The following is a 19,131-nucleotide window of genomic DNA, read 5'->3' on the forward strand; positions in this document are numbered from 1 at the left end:
GGACGGTCCAGCGGCTCCACCCTCAGGGAACTCCCACACTACGGGGGTAATATTGTGTCTTACCGTCTGCCTTTCCACGTGCGGCGGGTTACTGTGTCCAGCTTCGGCAATCCCGGCCGGCGGCGCACCAACGGCCTCGGAGGAACATGTTTTCATCACTGTCTGCGCGCATCAGAGGCCTAGCCTCGTTGTTCTGGCGGGAAGTAGCGAAGTTCGGCACTGTGGGCGCATTCGCCTTTGTTGTGGACAACGGCCTGTGGTGGTTGCTCTACCACGGTGTCCTGGAGGGAAGCGCCACCAAGGCAAGGCTCATCAGTGCCTCTGCGGCAACCCTGTTCTCCTGGGTGGCCAACCGGTTCTGGACCTTTCGGCGCCGCCGCCAGAACAATGTGACCCGCGAGCTGGTTCTGTTCCTCATCATCAACGGCGTGGGCATTGTCATCTCCAGCGGTTTCACCTGGGTTGCCCAGTATCCGATGGGCATCACGGATGCCAAGTGGCTTGGCTTTGCCGGAATCGTGGGCATTGGCGTAGCCACCATTCTCCGGTTCTTCGCCTACCGGTTCTGGGTCTTCAACGCGGCCCTGGACGAAGAGCCCGGGTTCCAAGACGACCATGAACTGCTCGACGACGGCACCAGGAAGCCCGCCCCCGCATCCGGTGTGCCCGCCAACAAGCCCGGCAACGAGGCAGGCAACCCGCGCCTGGCTGCGGAGCCTACGCCTCCAGCCGCCCCGTAATTTTCTCGGCAGCGAGCAGCCGCTCGGTGATCTCCACTTCCGCAGCAGCAAGGACCACGCTGCCGCCGGCGGCCCACGTACGGAGTGAGGCCGCCAGGACGGCCGGAAGATCCGCCGACGCCGGAATCAGCAGTGTCTGCGCGGAGCCGCCGTCGGCTGCTTCCGCGAGCTGCCCGTAAGTCAGCGTCAGCCCGGCTCCCAGTGAACTGTGCAGCGCCGTGAAATCCTCGCCGGCTTCATCGCCCGCCATGTACGTGTCCGCGTAGCTGCGGACTTCCGCCGCGTAGTCCACCGCGGCAGCGGGGAGGGTACCCGAGAAACGCAGCGCCAACGCTCCCAGGTCCACCGCCACGACTGTTCCTTCCACCGTGTCCAGCGACTCCTGCGACGCGGTGACCGTAATATCCGGCGCAGCCGCGGAATTGGACGGGTTATTGCCCAAAATCACCGTGCATCCGGTCTGCCACGCTGCCAGTGCCCACACCAGGGTTTTCCAGTGCACCGGAAGGTCCAGCAGAAGGCGGATCCCGGGTTCGGCGTCGAGTTCGTCCACCAGCAGGTTGGACGTTTTAGCGACCCAGTTGTCCAGCACTTTGCCGGAAAGTTCAATCCGTTCCGAGTCCGGGCCGTACCAGGTCAGTGCGGGGGAGGTCGCCTGACGCGTGCGCAGCGTGGACAGTATGGCGGGAACGGAGATCTGGTCGGGCATGGGGAGCTCTTTTCTGTGGAGTACGGGGACAGCGTGCGCCTGCCCCGGGCAGTTCTCCGCCCGAAGGCGGATGGAAGATGATTCCAGGCGGGACAGCGCAACTGCGACGCGCCGACGATGAGGCCGAAAATCCGGGCGTGGCGTGCACGGGTTCTGAGGAGTTGACTCTATAGGATGCCCAAACAGCTTGACGTCTTCGTATTACACGCGTGTAATTAGGTATCGGATTTGTTCCAGCAATCCACCACCAAGATGCATTCCAAGCAGGCTGATTGTGCCACGCAGGGCTCAAAGATCCGTTGCAGGGACAATAACACCGGGAGGACCTCCATGGGGCAGGCAGAATACACGCACGACCAGTCCATTGCCGCGCAGGCATCAGCTAGCTACGGCGCTCGGGGCGTACCCGTGGACTGGTACGTGGACCCTGCGGACCCGGGAGCAGCTGAGCGCTACCGCCAGGACACCGCAGGCCTGGAGGACCAGGCAACGGCCTTCCTGGCCGCCCACGAAGCCCTCGCCCCGGACACTGAGGAAACAGAGCTCCTGGACCCGCCCGTCGCGTTGTTTTCTCCCCCCGCGGAGAAAGACACCCGGCCGGTCTGGATTGGCCTGCCCGGCCTTGGCGACTACGACGACAGCGAACTCGGCTGGCAGTCCGACGCCCTCTGCGCACAGACGGACCCGGAAGCCTTCTTTCCGGAAAAAGGCGGTTCCACGCGGGACGCCAAGAAAGTCTGCGCTGCCTGCAACGTAAGGTCCCAGTGCCTGGAATACGCACTGGCCAACGATGAGAGGTTCGGCATCTGGGGCGGCCTGTCCGAGCGCGAACGCCGCCGGCTCCGGAAGCAGGCAGTCTAATTCCTTCGCACGTTCGCGTTTGTGCCGTTGTTGTTTCCCACAACGGCGCACAGTACCTCCCCGAAACACTTACCGCGCTGGCCGGACAAACCCGGCCGGCTGACCAATTCGTCGGCGTTGACACCGGATCCGCCGATAATTCCCTTTCTCTTTTGCGCAGCGGCCTCCCGGCCGGAGCCACCATTGCCGAGGCTCCGGCCAAATCCGGTTTCGGTGCTGCCGTGCAGGCGGGGTTGAGCGCACTCTCAGCCCCTGTTTCTCCCGACGATAGCGTGGACTGGCTGTGGCTGCTCCATGATGATTCGGCGCCCGCCCCGGAAGCCCTTGAAGAACTTCTTCTGGCCGTTGAACGGGCGCCCTCGGTCACTATTGCCGGCGCCAAACAGGTCGACTGGTACAACCAGCGGCTGCTGGTGGATGTTGGCGTCTCGATCAGTCGGTGGGCGGAACGCCTCACGCTGATCGACGCCGATGAGCTGGACCAGGGCCAGTACAACGCGCGAAGCGACTTTTTTGCCGTGAACTCCGCCGGCATGCTCGTGCGGCGAGATGTCTGGGAAGCCCTGGGCGGCTTCGACCCGGCACTGCCCGGCACCGGTGACGACGTTGACCTGTGCTGGCGCAACCGCCTGGCCGGCCACCGCGTCGTCGTTGTCCCCGCAGCCAAGATGCGCCACGCGGGACGCCGGCCCAACACCGCAGCCACCGCCGCGGCCTCCCGCCGGGCCGAAATCTTCCTGCGGCTCAAACACGCGCCGCTGTGGCAGGTTCCGTTCCTGGCCGTTGGTGCAGTCCTGGGCGGTTTCGGCCGGCTGATCCTGGGGATGCTTGCGAAAGACCCCGCCTATGCTTTTAGCTCGCTCGCGGCCAGCATCGGCGCTGTCCTGCGTCCGGTGGACCTGTACCGGTCCCGCCGCGCCGCCGCAGCCACCCGCACCCGGCCGCGCAGCGCGGTCCGTGCCCTGCGCACCCGACGGCGGGAAGTACGCGAACACCGCAGGTCACTCTTTGAGGCGGAACCGGCGCTCTTCGCCGACGACGCGCCTATTCACGGAACCCAGACACACGGAACCCAGACACACGGGACGGCGGCACTGGCCGGAACGGCGCAGGAAGCCGGCTCCCTGGAACCCAGCGGTGATTCCAACCACGACTTCGCCGCCCTCGCTGCCCCGTCCCGTGCCTGGGTGGGGGCGGGAGCCGTCGCGGCAGCGCTGCTGCTGCTCGTCGCTTCACTGGCCGGGCTTCACCGCTTCATCGGAGCGTCCGCGCTGGCCGGCGGGTCCCTGCTGCCGCTCTCCGGAAGCCTGGGTGAGATTTGGTCCAATGCTTCGTCCTGGTGGATCGATCTGGGCTCCGGTTACCCGGGCCACGGCGATCCCTTCGACTATGTCCTCTGGCTGCTCGGTGCCGCCGGACTCGGAAACACCAACATCGCCGTCGTCACCCTGGTGCTGACGGCCATGCCGCTCGCCGGGCTCAGCGCCTGGTTCGCCGCCGGTGCACTGACCCGTCACCGGGGCCTGCGTTTTTGGGCCGCACTATTCTGGGGCAGCACACCCGCGCTCCAGGTGGCGCTGGGTGAAGGCCGGCTCGGAGCGCTGATTGCGCACATCCTGCTGCCGCTGCTGGTGCTGGCCATGCTGCGGGCCGTGGGAACGGCGCCGCGCAACGTCAACGACCGGCTGATTCTTCAGGGCACGCCGGTGCAATGGACCGGCAAGGAATCCAGCTGGGCCGCTGCCGGTGCCGCCGGGCTGCTGCTGGCCGTTGTCACGGCGTCCGCGCCCACGCTGTTTGTGCTGGCCGCGTTTGCGGTGCTGCTGGTCTCCCTGCGGGTGGGCCGCCGTGCCCGCACGCTGTGGTGGTCCCTGATCCCGGCGGCTGCGCTGCTCCTGCCGGTGGTGGTCTCCACCCTGGACCGTCCGCGTGCGCTTGCCGCGGACCCCGGGGTTCCGCTGGGCTTCGATCCGGCCGCACTGTGGCAGCAGCTGCTCGGCTTCCCCCTCACTTTTGACGTCAACGGGGGACTTCCCCTGCTGGACTTCCTGCCGGCCGGTCCTTGGCCGCTGGTGCTGGCCCTGGTCATTGGCGGCCCGGTGCTGCTGCTGTCCGTTGCCGCTCTTTTCGCCGGTCCCCGCACTGCGCTGGCCCGCCTGGCCTGGATCCTGAGCCTCGCCGCGCTTGTCCTTAGCTGGCTCTCGGCATTCGTCGCCACGGGTGCAGCTCCGGACGGACTCGTGACGCCGTTCCCCGGTCCGCTGGTTTCAGCCGCAGTCTTCCTGCAGCTGTGTGCGGCGCTGCTGGCGGGAAACACCCTGCTTAACCGCCGGGCAGCCCCGGACCATGCCGCGGGCGGACGTCCCCGGCAGGCCGGCCGTCCGGTAGCCGTCCTGCTGGGAATCCTCCTTGCCCTGGGGCCTGCGGCGGGCCTGGCCCTGTGGAGCATTCCCCTGGCCACGGGCTCCACCACCGCCGAAGGCACCAACGGCGTGCACGGAGCGCAGCCCCTGGTAGCCCCGGCAGCAGAACGCACGCTGCCCGCCACCGCAGCGGACAAGGGCAGCAGCGACGAGCGCACCCGCACCCTGGTGCTGCGCACAGACGCCAACGACGACGTCACCGCGGCGCTGATGCGCCACGGCGGCACCACCATGGACGGCATGTCCGCCATTTACGCAGCCCGCACGATCACGGGTGCGGTCAATGCCGAGGAACTCGCGGCCGACGACGACGCCGCGGCAGACGTGCGCCGTGCCGTGGCCATTATTACCGTCGGGACCGGAGTGGATCCGCGTGCGGAGCTGGCCCGGCTTGGTGTTGGCTACGTGGTCCTTCAACAATCCGACACGTCCGCGGAACTGCTGGCGGGGAAGATGGATTCCGTTCCGGGCCTCGCGGCGGTGGGGCAAACCGGTTCGGGCTGGCTGTGGCGGGTTGTCGGCCAGCTTGATGAGCAGGGGACCGAGGAGCTTTCCGAGGACACCGCCCGGGTCCGCATCCTGGCCGGCGACGGCTCCGTGGAATCCGTGGTTCAGTCCGGGGCCACAGACGTTCGTACCGCCATCCCCGCAGGAGCGCAAGGCCGCACTCTTGTCCTGGCTGAACGCTCGGACCCGGGCTGGCAGGCAACCCTGAACGGTGTGCCGCTTGCAGCAACGGCGGACAGCTGGGCACAGGCCTGGACGCTTCCTGCCGACGGCGGGGACCTGGAAATCCGGTATGACACGGTGTGGGAACCCTGGCTTGGGGCAGCTCAAGTCCTGGTTATTGCGCTGACGGTGCTGCTGGCCCTGCCCACACGCTCCCGCAGGGGTGCGGTCCGGCTGCCCGGCCGGCAGCTTCCGCGGCGTAGCGGACCGGTTGATCCGGCGGACGGGGGCAGTACTGCAGGAGGCAGCGCAACTGCAGATTCCGGTGCCGCTGCGGTGCCGGCGGAACCGTCCAGGACCGCAACGGTCGGCGCCGGTGCGCCGGTGCGGACAGAGGAACTCAATGCCTCGGGGAAATCCGGCGCAACGGAAGGGCAGCGCTGATGAGCGGCAAGAAGGAATCCCCGGACCGCCGGGCGCGGAAGCGGGCAGCCGGGGATGCTGCCGCCGAGGCTGGTTCTCCGGTTGCCGCTGGTGCGGAGCCGTCAAAGTCCGGCCCGCTTCCGGCTGGCCGGGCCGAGGTCCGGGTGCGGCGGCAGCGGCGCCGCCGCCAGGCTGTCACGGCGGGGTCTGCCGTGCTGATCCTTGCTGCGGCAACGGCCGTGGTGGCAGGTTCCGAAGCCGTTGAATCCGGCAATGCGGGAAGATCCGTGGAGATTGCCGCGGCTGACGTACCGGCAGGACCGCTTACCGCTGTCTGCCCGGAGCCGCTGCGGCTGCTGTCCGGTGCCGTTGCGGGAACCGATCCCCAGTTCAGCCCGGTATCCGAATCCGCCACGACCAGCCTCAGCGCGGTGGTGCTGAGTGGCGCGGGGAATCCCGTTCCGGCGTCGTCGCTGCTGAAAGCTGACGGGATGAGCGTGCTGAAAGCCATTGCAGACGGTGCTCCGAAAGAGCAGCCACTGGCCGGCGTGAGGAGCGCGGGCGTGCTGGCTAATGAGAACGTCACTGAGGCCACGGTCCTCAGCGCCGAGCCCTCGGGCACCCTGCAGGCCACGGCCAATGCCGTGGTGGGCTTCTCCGCCGAGGACGGTGACCTTGCGGGTCTCGCCGCGGCAAACTGCCAGGCTCCGGGCAACGACATGTGGATTCTGGGGGCACGAACCACGGTGGGTGCCACCGCGGTGCTGCGCCTCACCAATCCGTCGGAAAGCGCAGCCACGGTGGACCTGGAGCTTTACGGTTCCAAGGGGCGGGTGGAAGGGACCGGCACGCGCGGGATCCTGGTGCCGCCCGGCGCAACCAAAGCAATTGTCCTGGCCGGCCTGGCGGCGAATGACCCCGGATTGGCGGTCCGGGTGCGCAGTTCCGGCGGACCGGTCACGGCAATGGTGCAGCAGAGCCTCCTGCGGGGACTGACACCCGGAGGCGTGGAACTGATCCAGCCGTCAGCCGCGGCGTCGCCGCAGCAGGTCATCAGCGGTGTCCGCATCCAGAGCCCCGCAGCCACCAAGGCGCTGACCGCCAAGCGCGGGTATGAATCAGCGGCCCCGGTGCTCCAGGTGGCCGTTCCCGGCAGCACCAACGGTGTGGTGTCGGTGCGGATCCTGGGCAAGGACGGAGACGTTTCCCTGCCGGGCGGGGGAGTCTTCACCGTTCCTGCCGGCAGCGTGGGGCAGCTTCCCCTGGACTCGCTGCCCGAAGGCACATACTCGGTGGAGGTTACAGCCGATGTGTCGGTGGTTGCCGGCACCGTGTCCAGCCGGGGCAGCAAGCCTGACGCGCCGGTGGACCTGGCCGTCGCGCCGTCGGGAGAGCGCCTGGGCAATGAACATTTGGCGGTGCTGCCCGCGGACATCACATCCGTGCTGAGTTTTGCTGCCCCGGCCGGTGCGGCTGAAGTGCGGCTGACCGGCGTCGCGAGGGACGGCAGCCTCACCGAGGAGCAGATTGTCTCGGTGCCGGAGGGGTCCACGGTCACCATCCCGGCGCAGAGCGTCGGGTCAGGTCTTGCGGCAGTGCTGATCAGCACCACCGGCGAGCCGGTGTACGGTGCCCAGGTCCTCACGGGTAAGGACGACGGCGTTTCGGTGCTGCCGCTGCCCAAGGGGAACATCGGCGGCACCTCGGTTCCGGTGAGCCTGGGCTACTAAGCCTGGCTGGTGCCCTGCCGGTGCCCTGCGGGCGCCCGGTGCCGGCTACAGCGGGCGGAAACGGCCGTAGGTGGGGTCCACGGTTTCGGGATCCATGCCAATGAGTGTGGCCAGCTGTTCCACCACGACGTCGTGGATCAGTTCGCTGACCGGCACCAGGCCCCGGGCTGCGGATTCGATCGGATGCCGGTAGACCGTGATGACGGCCGGCTTTGGTCCCGCTGCGGGCGTGCCTGCACCGAACGGAATGTTCCCGCGGGTAGCTGCCAGTTCTTCGAGTCCCGGGGGGATGTCCTGCACCACAAACTGATAGGACTGGATGCTCTCGCCCCACAGCCGTTCCAGGCGCTGCGCGGACTCCAGCACCCAGGTGTCGAAGCGCTCCGAACGGGAGCGGAAACCGGCCAAATGCGCCGGAATAAGCTCACCGCGCAAGCCGCGTCCATGCCGGTTTCGGCGTCGGCTCCGAAATGGGCGCGGGTTAGCCGCCCCGGAGGAAACGGCATCAGCCGGCCCGTTTCCGGACGGCTCTTCGCCGGGGCCGAGATACACCCTGAGAGTTGGTCCGGTGGACATACAAGTACTGTAACGGCTGTACCCGCCGGGAGGCACTGTTAATGGGACCTCGTCTTCCCGGCGAGCCTGCCCGCTGCGGGTGCCTCCGGCAGGTAAAGTGATCCTCCGTGGAATCCTTACGACTGTGCTCAAGATCAGCGTGCCGAGAGGCAGCTGTTGCCACCCTGACGTATGTGTACGCCGATTCCACCGCGGTGCTGGGACCGCTGGCAACGTACGCCGAACCCCATTGTTACGATTTGTGCAACGCTCACGCCGCCCGGCTGACGGTGCCGCTGGGATGGGAAGTGGTCCGCCTGGATCTCGCCGGACAGCCGCGCACTCCCAGCCGCGACGATCTGTCCGCACTCGTGGATGCCGTGCGGGAAGCCGCCGAAAAGCCTGCAGCGGAGGCACCCAAGCGCGCCGGCAAGCACGCCCTGGAACCCCCGGCAGAGACCCCCGGCGCCCGGCGCTCCCACCTGCGGGTCCTGCGCGAAGAGGTCTGACACCTGCACTGCCGCATCCTAAAGGGATAGTCTGGGGGCCAGCGCCGCGTTCTTACTCTCAGGCACGGCATCGACGTATCCCAAGGAAGTGCTGCAATCCATGGTTAAACTCACTGCCGATCTGATGGCGGTTTTGCGCTGTCCCGTGACCGGCTCCGCGCTGGAGCAGGATGAAACGGGACTGGTCTCGACTGCCCCCGATGCCAGCGGTAATCTCGTCCATTACGTCCTGGAGGAAGGCATCCCCGTATTACTGGCCCCCTCGGCAGTGCGGGACGGCTAAGCTTCCGACACTTCAGAGTGAGGATTCCACCGCGTGAGCATCGAGTTTAAAGTCGCCGACCTGTCCCTCGCTGAAGCCGGCCGCCACCAGATTCGCCTGGCCGAACACGAAATGCCCGGACTGATGGCCCTGCGCCGTGAATACGGCCCCAGCCAGCCGCTGGCAGGCGCCCGCATTGCCGGTTCCCTGCACATGACGGTGCAGACAGCAGTACTGATCGAAACGCTCACCGCGCTGGGCGCCGAAGTCCGCTGGGCTTCCTGCAACATTTTCTCCACCCAGGATGAAGCGGCCGCGGCAGTCGTGGTGGGAAACGGCACCCCCCAGGACCCGGCAGGTGTCCCCGTTTTCGCCTGGAAGAACGAGTCCTTGGAAGAGTACTGGTGGACCGCGCAGCAGATCCTCACCTGGCCGGAGGGTTCCGGCGGACCCAACATGATCTTGGACGACGGCGGCGATGCCACGCTGCTGCTGCATAAGGGCGTGGAGTTCGAGGCCGCAGGTGCGGTGCCGGAGAACCCCCGGGAGGGCGACGCCGACTACTCCTACGAGTACACGGTCATCCTTGACATGCTCCGCCGCTCCCTGGCCGAAAACCCGGGCAAATGGACCGAAACCGCCAAAGGCATCCGCGGCGTGACGGAGGAAACCACCACCGGCGTCCTGCGCCTGTACCAGCTGGCCGCTGAAGACAAGCTGCTGTTCCCGGCCATCAACGTCAATGACTCGGTCACCAAATCCAAGTTCGACAACAAGTACGGCATCCGCCACTCGCTGCCGGACGGACTGAACCGCGCCACCGACACCCTGATCGGCGGGAAGGTGGCTGTGATCTGCGGCTACGGCGACGTCGGCAAGGGTGCCGCCGAGGCCCTGCGCGGGCAGGGCGCGCGCGTGATCGTGACGGAGATCGACCCGATCTGCGCGCTGCAGGCCGCGATGGACGGCTACCAGGTGGCGAAGCTGGAATCCGTCCTGGACCAGGGCGATATCTTCATCACCGCCACTGGCAACAAGGACATCATCATGGCCTCCCACATGGCCAAGATGAAGCACCAGGCGATCGTGGGCAACGTGGGCCACTTCGACAATGAGATTGACATGGCCGGCCTGGCCAGGACCCCCGGGATCCGCAAGGTGGAAATCAAGCCGCAGGTGCACGAATGGGTGTTTGACGGGGGCACCGGCGAGCAGCGCAGCATCATTGTGCTTTCCGAGGGCCGCCTGCTGAATCTGGGCAATGCCACCGGCCACCCCTCCTTTGTTATGAGCAATTCCTTCGCCAACCAGACCATCGCGCAGATCGAGTTGTTCACCAAGCACGGCAAGTCACCTCGGGACGGCGGCTACGCCAACCAGGTGTACGTGCTGCCCAAGGTGCTGGACGAAAAGGTTGCGCGCCTGCATCTGGATGCTCTCGGCGTCGAACTCACTGAATTGAGCAAGAGCCAGGCGGAATACCTGGGCGTGGACGTGGCGGGACCGTTTAAGTCCGACCATTACCGCTACTAAGCTCCGGTGCCGCGCCGGGTCAGGACAGGCAACGATGTGGCACCGTTAACGCCGCCCTTACCGTAAAATGACGCAGGGGGAGCTATGGTCGCTCCAACATCTGTCAAGAGCACCGGGAAGCATTGGTTAGCAGTTATGGCACAGGGCACAACAAAGCGCAGGAGCTGGATCATCGGTCCCTTGCTCGCAGGGACGCTTCTTCTGGGCGGAGGCGGTGCGCTCACGTCGTGTTCGTTCGTCGCTGAAGACGTCCAAAGCAGCGGGTCGGGAGCATCCGGGCAGGCCTCAAAGGCCGCGGAATCCAAGCCTGCCGTTCCCGAGCCGGTGGCCGTTGTCACTCCGGAGGCGGACGCGGTGGAAGTGAACCCGATCTCCGTGCCGGCCATTACCGTGGAGCAGGGGACCGTGGAATCAGCAAAGCTGGCTCCGGTTTCCGGCGGCGAACCGGTCCCCGGCGAACTCAGCGCCGACGGAACCACGTGGACTGCCACGGGGACCCTGGCCTTCAACACGCCCTATGCCCTGACCTTCACCCTCGCCGATGCCAACGGCGACACCAGTACCCAAACCCGGAAGTTCACCACCGTCTCCACCGCCAATGAGGCCAACGCGGTCATGTACCCGCAGTCCGGATCAGTGGTGGGCACCGGCCAGCCGCTGGAGCTCAGCTTCAGCGAACCGGTCCTGAACAAGCAGGCCGTGGAAAAGGCCATCACGGTCACCTCCACCTCCGGCCAGGTAGGGGCCTTCTACTGGATCAGCGACACCAAAGTCCGTTACCGGGCCGAAGAATTTTGGGCTCCGCAGAGCACCATCACCGTGGACATGAAGCTGCTCGGCGTGGACTTCGGCAACGGCATGATCGGCAACTTCAATGAGACCGCCAGCTTCAGCACCCACAACAACCGGCTGGCCGTGGTGGACAACGCGGACAAGATGATGCGTGTGTACATCGACGGGCAGCTCACCAGGACCTTCCCGGTTACGCTGGGCACCGAGGACTGGCCGTCCACTATCGGCTACCACGTGATCATGGACCAGCATGAGTCCATCCCGTTCCGCGCGGAATCCATTGGTTTGAAGCCCGGCGACGAACACTATTACGAGCCGGTCACCGCCCACAACGCCTCCCGCATCTCCAACGGCGGCGCTTTCATCCACGAAGCCCTGCCGTCCGCCCAGCCGGTGCTGGGCGTGTCCAATGTTTCGCACGGCTGCATCGGCATGAGTCCCGAGGGCGCCAAATACATCTACGACAATTTCGACGCCGGTGACGTGGTCCAGGTGCTGAACACCGGCTACGGACCCATGTTCGTGTGGGACGGGTTTGGGGACTGGAACCTGCCGTGGGCCGAGTGGGTCAGCCAGCCCAAGCAGTAACCCAACCTGCCCGGTGGAGCACTCTGCCGGCAGGATGCCGGAAGAATCCTACTGCTCGAACGGCAGCCGGTGCAGCCGCCGGGCCACCCGTTCGGTCTGTTCGCGCTGCCTGGACATCCGGGCATAATCGCGGTCCCGGCGCTCAGCCGTCACGGCGCTGAGGAAGTCCTCGGCCCGGGTGCCGGGCGGGGGCTGGGGGGAAACGAAGGCCGAGACCTCGTCGGCCAGTTCTGCGGCGCGGGCGGCGCGTGCCGGGGCTGAGAGCCGGGAGGCCTGGGACAGGAAGCGGGACACCCTGCGGGACAGGGCGTCGGGAAAGCGTCCCATGTCCGCCAGATGCGCCCAGCCGCGCAGCCACGGCGGCATCTGAACCTGAGCTGGCGGGGGAGCGGTGACCCGTTCCCTCATCGCGTACGTTCCGGCCATCATGTCCCCGAGCCGTTTGGACCTCTCGTTGAACATGGCCGCGATGAACGCCACCGATCCCGCGGACATGTAGATTTCCAGGACCGCAGCCATGCCGCGGATGAAGCAGTGGCGGAAGCGCACCGCCCCGCCGTCGTCGCGCACTATCCGCAGTCCCATGGCCAGGCGTCCCAGCGACTTGCCGCGGGTCAGCGTTTCCACCGTCACGGGCACGCCGATCAGGACCAGGACCACGATCGCCAGGATCAGTGCCTGTCCCAGAGCGGGATCAACGGACTCGCCCAGGGTTTGGCCGAAGAGCAGCAGCAGCCCGAGAAGGACAACGAACTGGGCCGTCACATCGATGATGGAGCTCAGGGCTCGTGCCGCGAAGGATGCCGGACGCAGTTCCAGGACAACGGCCTCTCCGGTGACGATGGAGCTCACGGGCGGTCCTCTCGTCCGAATACTGGTGCTGGGTACTCCACTGTACCCAGCGCTAGGGTGTAACCGTGGATATGGAAGCGTTCAGCGCAGTGCATGCCCCTGACTGGTTGCGGCTGGATGAGCTTGCCGCCCGGCGCCGGCTCAGCGGGGAGGAAGCCGATGAGCTGCTGCGCCTCTACCAGCGGGCCTCGGCACACCTGTCCATGGTCCGCTCGGTGGCTCCGGAAGGCGCGCTCTCAGCTGCGCTGTCCACGCGCCTGTCCCGGGCACGAACCCGATTCACCGGCGCACGGTCCAACGTTGCCGAGGACCTGGCGTACTTTTTCGTGGTTGCACTGCCTGCCGGCTTTTACCGTGTCCGCTGGCTGACCGTTGCCGTGGGAGCGGCGTTCATTGCAGTGTCCTGGCTTTTTGGAATCTGGGCAGCGAACACCCCCGGAGTCATTGCCGCGGCCCTGGGCTCTGATGCGGAAGTCCGGCGGTATGTTGAAGAGGACTTCGCCGGTTACTACTCGGAGAACCCGGCTGCCTCCTTCGCGGGACAGGTCTGGACCAACAACGCCTGGATTGCCCTGCAGGCTGTCGCGTTCGGCATCACCGGCATTTGGGGACCGTTCATCCTGTACCAAAATGCCCTGAACGTTGGCATAGCCGCAGGGACTATGGCCGCGTACGGGAAACTGGACGTCTTTTTCAGCTACATCCTGCCCCACGGACTCATGGAGCTGACGGCCGTTTTCATCGCGGTGGCCGCGGGACTGAGGATTTTCTGGGCCTGGGTTGCTCCGGGACGGCGCACCCGCGCGGTGTCCGTGGCGGCGGAAGGGCGCTCGCTGTTCACCGTGGCCCTGGGCCTGGTCATCGTGTTGTTCCTTTCCGGTTTGGTCGAGGGCTTCGTGACGGCGTCGCCGCTGCCCGCCTGGCTGCGGATCGGTATCGGAGCTGTCCTGTTCTGCGCCTACTGGGCGTACACGCTGGTCTTGGGCGGCCGGGCCTACCGGATGGGTCACCGCGGCGATTTGTCCCGGCGCGACAGCGGTGACGTACTGCGGACCGCCTGACCGGGTCCTGCGCTCCGGCGGTCCGAAGGTAACAGTCGGATTGAGTCTCCCTGAACCCGGGGTGGCGGCGCCGTTCCTTACGTGCCTGCCCGGTAGGGTCGAAGAAGAATGGAACCGCAAAAGTCCATCGGTATCCGCAAACAGGCCAGAACCAACAGGCCAGGGAAGTGAAAGAGGAAGTAGTGGCAAGCCAGGACGATACCCCCCAGCAACACCCCACGCCCGGAGGCTCCGCCGAACCCGAGAAGCACCGCACTGATCAGGCCGCCGAGGAGAGCAGCCGGCTCAGTGACGCCAGCGAGACCATCGTGAGCGGCGACCACGCGGCCGGTACGGATGCAGACGCTGCGCCCGACGGCGGTGCAACGGGTGCCGCTGACGCCGCAGGTTCTCCCGCATCCCGGGATTCCGAACCGGACCAGCACGATGCCGGACTCGATCATGATGACTGGGAAGCTGCCTTTGCCGAGGCGGCAGGAACTCCCAGCGCCAACGTTGTCCCTGGCGGCCATCCTTCCCTCGCCCAGCGCAGCACCCTGCCGATGCGGCGGGCAAGCACCATGCCCAACGTCAGCGGTTACGGGGACCTCAGCGATGAGGAGCGGGAACAGGCGGGCCGCATCGACGCCGAGGTGCCCTCCGCCGGGAACAACACGGCACAGGACAGCTCCCCCGCTCCGGCCAGTGACACAGACCCGGACGAGTCGCCGGAGACCACCCCCGTCAGCGCCGGTGCTTCGGCCCCGCACCTCGATGACAGCGCCGCAGCAAAGGAATCGGCGACAGAACCGGTTTCGGATACGGTGCCGGACCAGGAGACGGTGCCGGACCAGGATCCCGCCTTGACCCAGGAGACTGCGTCGGTTCAGGAGACTGTGCCGGACCAGGAGACTGCGCCGGTTCAGGAGACTGCGTCCGGAAGCACCGCCTTTACCACTGCCACAGCCGCCATTCCTGTTGCGGGAGCCGCCGCTGCCGGGACCGGCAGCGGGGAAAGCAACAGTGCTGACAGCAACAACACGGCCGCACAGGCGGACCGTCCGGCCGAAGACGAGATCTCCGAAGAGGAAATCCGGCGCCGGGCCGAGGAACGCGAACGTGCCGGAGCGGCCAAGCCCGTGCTGGCCCGCATCCTGCAGGTCATGATTGCGGTGTTCTTCCCGGTGATGCTGCTGGCGGCAGCCATCCGGGCGGTGGCCACCCCGCTGTTCCTCTGGGTCGAGTACCACCGGCCGGGGTTCCCTGCCGACAGCTACGGTTTCTCCACGGATGACCGCATGACATACGGCTCCTATGCCGTGGACTATCTGCTGAACTTCTCCGGTGCCCGCTACCTCGGTGACCTGGTGATGGCCAGCGGTGAACCGCTGTATCTGGAAAGCGAAGTCAGCCATATGGCGGACGTCAAAACCGTGTTGACCGTTGCCTTCGTGACGGCCCTCGCCATGGCGGTGCTGAGTCTTTTGGCCTGCATCTACCTGGCGAAGCGCAGCCCCGGCGGAATCCGGCGTGCACTGTTCTCCGGTTCAGTGGTGACGCTGGTCCTGGTCGGTGCGCTGATTGTGACGGCCGTGCTGGGCTGGGAAAGCTTCTTCACCCAGGTGCACACCATCTTCTTTGCCAACGGCAACTGGACGTTCCGCATGGATGACACCCTGATCCGCCTCTTCCCCGCCCAGTTCTGGATGGACGCCGGCATCGCCATTGCCGGACTGGTGCTGCTGACCTGCATCGTGGTGCTGATCGCAGCCTGGCCCACCAAGGCCCGCCGGGAACGCTCCCGCCGCAAGCAGGAAGAGGCCCGCCGCCGCTACCTCGAGTCGCTGGAAGCGGTTTAGCAGACCGGCGGTACTTCGGACACCGAATAAAAAAGCTGCACGTCTCCTTCCGGAGGCGTGCAGCTTTTTTGGTGAGCGGCGTGCAGGCTTACTTCTGGTAAAGCTTCTCCACCTCGGCAGAGTAATCCGCAATCACGGCATTGCGCCGCAGTTTCAGGGTTGCCGTCAGGTGACCGGACTCGAGCGAGAAGTCCTGCGGCAAAACGGTGAACTTACGGATCTGCTCGGCCTGGGAAACCGTTGCGTTGGCCGCATCCACGGCTTCCTGCAGCGAGGCGCGGACCCGGGGGTCATCGGCAGCCGTAGCGGCAACCGCCGACACGCCGTTCTCGCGGCCCCAGGCCGCCAGCGCCTCGTCGTCCAGGGTCAGCAGCGCTGACACAAACGGCCGGCCTTCGCCCACCACGATTGCCTGTGACACCAAACGGTGCTCACGGATTTTCTCCTCCATCGGTCCGGGGGCAATGTTCTTGCCGCCGGCGGTTACGAGGATGTCCTTTTTCCGGCCGGTGATGGTCAGGAAACCGTCGTCGTCCAGGGAACCCGTGTCCCCGGAATGGAACCATTCGCCGCTGAAGGCGGCAGCGTTGGCCTCGGGGTTGTTGTGGTAGCCCTTGAAGACGCCGGCCCCGGCGATCAGGACCTCGCCGTCGTCCGCAATCCGGATCCTGCTGCCCGGCAGCGCCAGGCCCACCGAACCGACCCGGGCCAGCGGGACGGTGTTCACGGTGGCCGGAGCCGTTGTTTCCGTCAGGCCGTAGCCCTCGAGGACCATGACCCCGGCACCGCGGAAGAAGTGAGCCAGTTGCGGGCTCAGCGCGGACGCACCGCTGATGGCGTGGGTCAGCTTGCCGCCAAAGACGTTGCGGACCTTCGGGTAGAGGGTCTTGTCGAAGAACTTGTGGCGTGCCTTCAGCGCAAGGGAGGGTCCCTTGCCGCCGCGGGCTGCGGCATCCAGTGCGGTGGAATAGGCGACGGCGGTGTCCGCTGCGGCGGTGAACAGCTTGCCCTTGCCGGCGGCCTCCGCGGACTGCTGCGCTCCTGCATAGATCTTTTCGAAGATCCGGGGCACGGCGAGCAGGAAGGTCGGCTGGAAGGACTTCAGGTCGCCCATGAGGTCCGCGGCGCTGCCGGAGTGGCCTACGCGCACCCCGGCGGCAAGGCAGCCCACCTGCACGGCGCGTGCCAGTACATGGGCCAGCGGCAGGAACATCAGCGTGCTGACGTCCTTGTGCTTGAGCATTTCCGGCAGGAACTCCACAATGTTGACGCCGAACAGCGCAAAGTTGCCGTGCGTGATTTCGCAGCCCTTGGGACGGCCGGTGGTGCCGGAGGTGTAAACCATGGAGGCCACGGATTCCAGGTTTGCGGTGGTCCGGGCGGTTTCCAGCCGGTCATCGTCCACCGAAGCGCCCGCGGCGATGAGCTCCTCAAACGTTCCCTCGCCGCCGTCGGCCTTCATCTGCCACAGCGCAATGTCGAGGTCTCCCGAGGCCACTGCGGCGGATACCACCGCCGCTTTCCGCGCATCTTCGACGAAGACGTGTGCGGCGCCGGAATCCTGGATGATCCACTCCACCTGGGAGGGGGAGGACGTTTCGTAAATGGGCACCGTGACCGCGCCGGCAAACCACACAGCGAGGTCAACCAGGGTCCACTCGTAGCAGGTCTTGGACATGACGGCCACGCTGTCGCCGGGGCGCACACCGAGGCCGATCAGCCCCTTGGCCAGTTCGCTGACCTGCGTCAGGAATTCGTCGGCAGTGACGTTCTTCCAGCCGGTGCCGTTCTTCAGCGAAAACAGGGGGTGGTTGGGGGTCTTCGCATGGAGTCCCACCAGGATGTCGGTGATGTTCGACTTCTCGGGGAGATGGACCAGTAAATCAGTGGCGGATTCGCGCACCGTTGGCCTCTCTTTCTGTGCTGCGCACATGGGTAAATGAGACTAAATCCAGCTGGGCATCCACATACGCAGCCGCCAGTCAGAATACGGGATAGTTTCGGCCGTCCAGACCGGCAGGAAGAACGCGGAGACCAGAACCGCGGCGAGAAGGAACACGGCCACCGCCAAACCGGCTGTCCTCCTGCGCGCCGGCGGATCAGTACTCCGGCCCAGGGCCAGGCCCAGCACGTAGGTCAGCGCCAGGATCAGGAACGGTTCAAAGGACACCGAATAGAAGAAGAACGTGGTGCGCTCCGGATAGGCGAACCAGGGCAGATAGCCCGCGGCAACTCCGGCCAGGATGGCGCCGGCGCGCCAATCCCGGCGGCCGAGCCAGCAAAAGAGCAGGACCAGCAGGGACAGTGCAGCGGACCACCAGATCACCGGGTTGCCGACGGAGGAGATGGCCGTGGAGCAGCTGTCCGCGGTGCAGCCGCCGGCTCCCATGGTTGATGATTCGTAGAAAAAGGACGTGGGCCGGCCCATGAACAGCCAGGTCCAGGCACTGGATTCGTACGCATGTTCCGAGCTGAGATTGTTATGGAAGGCGTATGCGCTGCGGTGGTATTCCGCCAGCGACCGCAGCCAGTCCGGCAGCCAGCCCCACGTTTCGGAGGGGTTGTCCTGCGCCCAGTTGCGGTCGTAGGCATTCGCCGAGCGCAGCCAGCCCGTCCATGAGGCCAGATAGGTGAGGGCTGCCGCCGGGATGACGGTGAAGAATGCCGGCACGCCGTCCTTGAGCAGTCCTGCCGCTGGCCAGGCACGGATGCCGGCGACGCGGCGCGCGTTGACATCCCACAGCACGGTCATCAGGCCAAAAACGGCGACAAAGGCCAGCGCAGACCACTTGGTGCCCACCGCCAACCCGAGGCAGACGCCGGCGGCCAGTCGCCAGGGCCGCCACAGCAGCCACGGACCGTACAGCAGGGCGGCTGCCGGGGGTGCACTGCCGCCGGCCGCCGCCGACAGCCGGCGGGCCAGGCGCCGCCGCCCGTCGTCGCGGTCCAGCAGCAGGGCGCCGAAAGCCGCCACCACCCAGAACGTCAGGAAAACATCCAGCAGCGAGGTGCGGGACATCACCAAGTGGTGGCCGTCAACGGCCAGCAGCAGCCCCGCGATGCCGCCCAGCAGCGGGGAGCGGAACAGCCGGACGGCAATGAGTCCCACCAGCAGCACGGTGAGCGTGCCGGTCAGCGCGGCGCCGAAACGCCAGCCAAAACTGTTGTCCGCACCGAAAAGCGCCATCCCGGCAGCGATCATCCATTTCCCCACGGGCGGATGCACCACGTATTCCGGGTCGGCGAGCAGCACGCCCGGGATGCCCGCGTTGAAGGACGCGTTCGCGTCTTCGGGCCACTGCCGTTCATAACCCGAGATCAGGTACGAATAAGCGTCTTTGACGTAATAGGTCTCGTCGAATACCAGCGAATGCGGTTCGTCCAGCCGGACAAAACGCAGCACCGCCCCGATCACCGTGGACACCAGGGGCAGGATCCAGCCCCAGACGCCCAGGGTGAACGAGGTGCCCGGCGCCCAGCCCAGCAGCCGGTTCCGCAGCTGGGTACCGCTGTACGCGCGGCGGGGATCCTGCACCAGCGGTGCTGCTCCGGGGGCTGGGGTCTCGGTCACGGTCGGGCTCACCCG

General features: G+C 66.3%; 15 protein-coding genes. 10 read left to right on the top strand and 5 right to left on the bottom strand.

Going from position 1 to position 19,131, the window contains the following annotated elements:
* Positions 1-146: 146 nt before the first annotated feature.
* A complete protein-coding gene (locus KG104_RS04885; RefSeq protein WP_104055192.1) occupies positions 147-740 on the top strand; it encodes a GtrA family protein in 594 nt (197 codons plus the stop codon).
* Here the strand turns inward: KG104_RS04885 and KG104_RS04890 are convergent.
* Entirely contained in the window at positions 718-1,449 is a 732-nt protein-coding gene (locus KG104_RS04890) for a TIGR03089 family protein (protein WP_237686986.1), read from the bottom strand. The genes KG104_RS04885 and KG104_RS04890 overlap by 23 nt on opposite strands.
* Before the next feature lie 330 nt (positions 1,450-1,779).
* Between KG104_RS04890 and KG104_RS17990 the strand changes: the two genes are divergently transcribed.
* From KG104_RS17990 to KG104_RS04905, 3 genes are read left to right on the top strand one after another with little or no spacing between them, the layout of a single operon-like run.
* The gene (locus KG104_RS17990) at positions 1,780-2,310 is read left to right on the top strand and encodes a WhiB family transcriptional regulator (protein WP_104055193.1); all 531 of its coding nucleotides are present in this window, start codon (positions 1,780-1,782) and stop codon (positions 2,308-2,310) included.
* Positions 2,310-5,846 carry a glycosyltransferase family 2 protein gene (locus tag KG104_RS04900; RefSeq protein WP_237688707.1) on the top strand — a complete coding sequence of 1,179 codons (3,537 nt, stop codon included), beginning with the start codon at positions 2,310-2,312 and terminating at the stop codon, positions 5,844-5,846. Before KG104_RS17990 ends, KG104_RS04900 begins: the two co-directional genes overlap by 1 nt.
* A complete protein-coding gene (locus KG104_RS04905; RefSeq protein WP_207347435.1) occupies positions 5,846-7,555 on the top strand; it encodes a DUF5719 family protein in 1,710 nt (569 codons plus the stop codon). Before KG104_RS04900 ends, KG104_RS04905 begins: the two co-directional genes overlap by 1 nt.
* 45 nt (positions 7,556-7,600) lie before the next feature.
* Here the strand turns inward: KG104_RS04905 and KG104_RS04910 are convergent, their stop codons facing one another.
* Positions 7,601-7,990 (bottom strand): metallopeptidase family protein, encoded by a 390-nt coding sequence (locus KG104_RS04910; RefSeq protein ID WP_237686987.1) that lies wholly within the window; start codon positions 7,988-7,990, stop codon positions 7,601-7,603.
* Between the two features lie 248 nt (positions 7,991-8,238).
* Between KG104_RS04910 and KG104_RS04915 the strand changes: the two genes are divergently transcribed.
* From KG104_RS04915 to KG104_RS04930, 4 genes are all read left to right on the top strand, one after another.
* A complete protein-coding gene (locus KG104_RS04915; protein WP_104055197.1) occupies positions 8,239-8,619 on the top strand; it encodes a DUF3499 domain-containing protein in 381 nt (126 codons plus the stop codon).
* A 100-nt stretch (positions 8,620-8,719) separates the two neighbouring features.
* Positions 8,720-8,902, top strand: coding sequence for a Trm112 family protein (locus KG104_RS04920; RefSeq protein ID WP_207347436.1), 183 nt, complete (start codon positions 8,720-8,722; stop codon positions 8,900-8,902).
* 33 nt (positions 8,903-8,935) lie between these two features.
* Entirely contained in the window at positions 8,936-10,414 is a 1,479-nt protein-coding gene (gene ahcY / locus KG104_RS04925) for an adenosylhomocysteinase (protein WP_207347437.1), read from the top strand.
* A gap of 135 nt (positions 10,415-10,549) precedes the next feature.
* The gene (locus KG104_RS04930; protein ID WP_207347438.1) at positions 10,550-11,794 is read left to right on the top strand and encodes a L,D-transpeptidase; all 1,245 of its coding nucleotides are present in this window, start codon (positions 10,550-10,552) and stop codon (positions 11,792-11,794) included.
* 48 nt (positions 11,795-11,842) lie between these two features.
* On the opposite strand, the gene KG104_RS04935 is transcribed toward KG104_RS04930, so the two are convergent.
* Positions 11,843-12,646, bottom strand: coding sequence for an RDD family protein (locus KG104_RS04935; RefSeq protein WP_104161692.1), 804 nt, complete (start codon positions 12,644-12,646; stop codon positions 11,843-11,845).
* 65 nt (positions 12,647-12,711) lie between these two features.
* Here KG104_RS04935 and KG104_RS04940 point away from each other — a divergent pair, with 65 nt between their 5' ends.
* Both KG104_RS04940 and KG104_RS04945 read left to right on the top strand, forming a co-directional pair.
* A complete protein-coding gene (locus KG104_RS04940) occupies positions 12,712-13,707 on the top strand; it encodes a stage II sporulation protein M (RefSeq protein ID WP_207347439.1) in 996 nt (331 codons plus the stop codon).
* Between the two features lie 182 nt (positions 13,708-13,889).
* On the top strand, positions 13,890-15,545 hold the full coding sequence (locus KG104_RS04945; protein WP_237688670.1) for a TIGR01906 family membrane protein: 1,656 nt from the start codon (positions 13,890-13,892) through the stop codon (positions 15,543-15,545).
* A gap of 88 nt (positions 15,546-15,633) precedes the next feature.
* Here KG104_RS04945 and KG104_RS04950 read toward each other — a convergent pair whose 3' ends face one another.
* Both KG104_RS04950 and KG104_RS04955 read right to left on the bottom strand, forming a co-directional pair.
* The gene (locus KG104_RS04950) at positions 15,634-17,478 is read right to left on the bottom strand and encodes an AMP-dependent synthetase/ligase (RefSeq protein WP_237685397.1); all 1,845 of its coding nucleotides are present in this window, start codon (positions 17,476-17,478) and stop codon (positions 15,634-15,636) included.
* Between the two features lie 12 nt (positions 17,479-17,490).
* Positions 17,491-19,128, bottom strand: a complete 1,638-nt coding sequence (locus KG104_RS04955; RefSeq protein WP_237688671.1) for a dolichyl-phosphate-mannose--protein mannosyltransferase — start codon at positions 19,126-19,128, stop codon at positions 17,491-17,493.
* Positions 19,129-19,131: the final 3 nt, after the last annotated feature.

It is taken from the genome of Arthrobacter sunyaminii (genome assembly GCF_018866305.1).
Taxonomy (GTDB): domain Bacteria; phylum Actinomycetota; class Actinomycetes; order Actinomycetales; family Micrococcaceae; genus Arthrobacter_B; species Arthrobacter_B sunyaminii.

Coding starts and splice junctions, on each gene's coding strand:
- KG104_RS04885 (WP_104055192.1), top strand. CDS start 147: ATGTTTTCATCACTGTCTGCGCGCATCAGAGGCCTAGCCTCGTTGTTC.
- KG104_RS04890 (WP_237686986.1), bottom strand. CDS start 1,449: ATGCCCGACCAGATCTCCGTTCCCGCCATACTGTCCACGCTGCGCACG.
- KG104_RS17990 (WP_104055193.1), top strand. CDS start 1,780: ATGGGGCAGGCAGAATACACGCACGACCAGTCCATTGCCGCGCAGGCA.
- KG104_RS04905 (WP_207347435.1), top strand. CDS start 5,846: ATGAGCGGCAAGAAGGAATCCCCGGACCGCCGGGCGCGGAAGCGGGCA.
- KG104_RS04920 (WP_207347436.1), top strand. CDS start 8,720: ATGGTTAAACTCACTGCCGATCTGATGGCGGTTTTGCGCTGTCCCGTG.
- KG104_RS04930 (WP_207347438.1), top strand. CDS start 10,550: ATGGCACAGGGCACAACAAAGCGCAGGAGCTGGATCATCGGTCCCTTG.
- KG104_RS04950 (WP_237685397.1), bottom strand. CDS start 17,478: ATGTGCGCAGCACAGAAAGAGAGGCCAACGGTGCGCGAATCCGCCACT.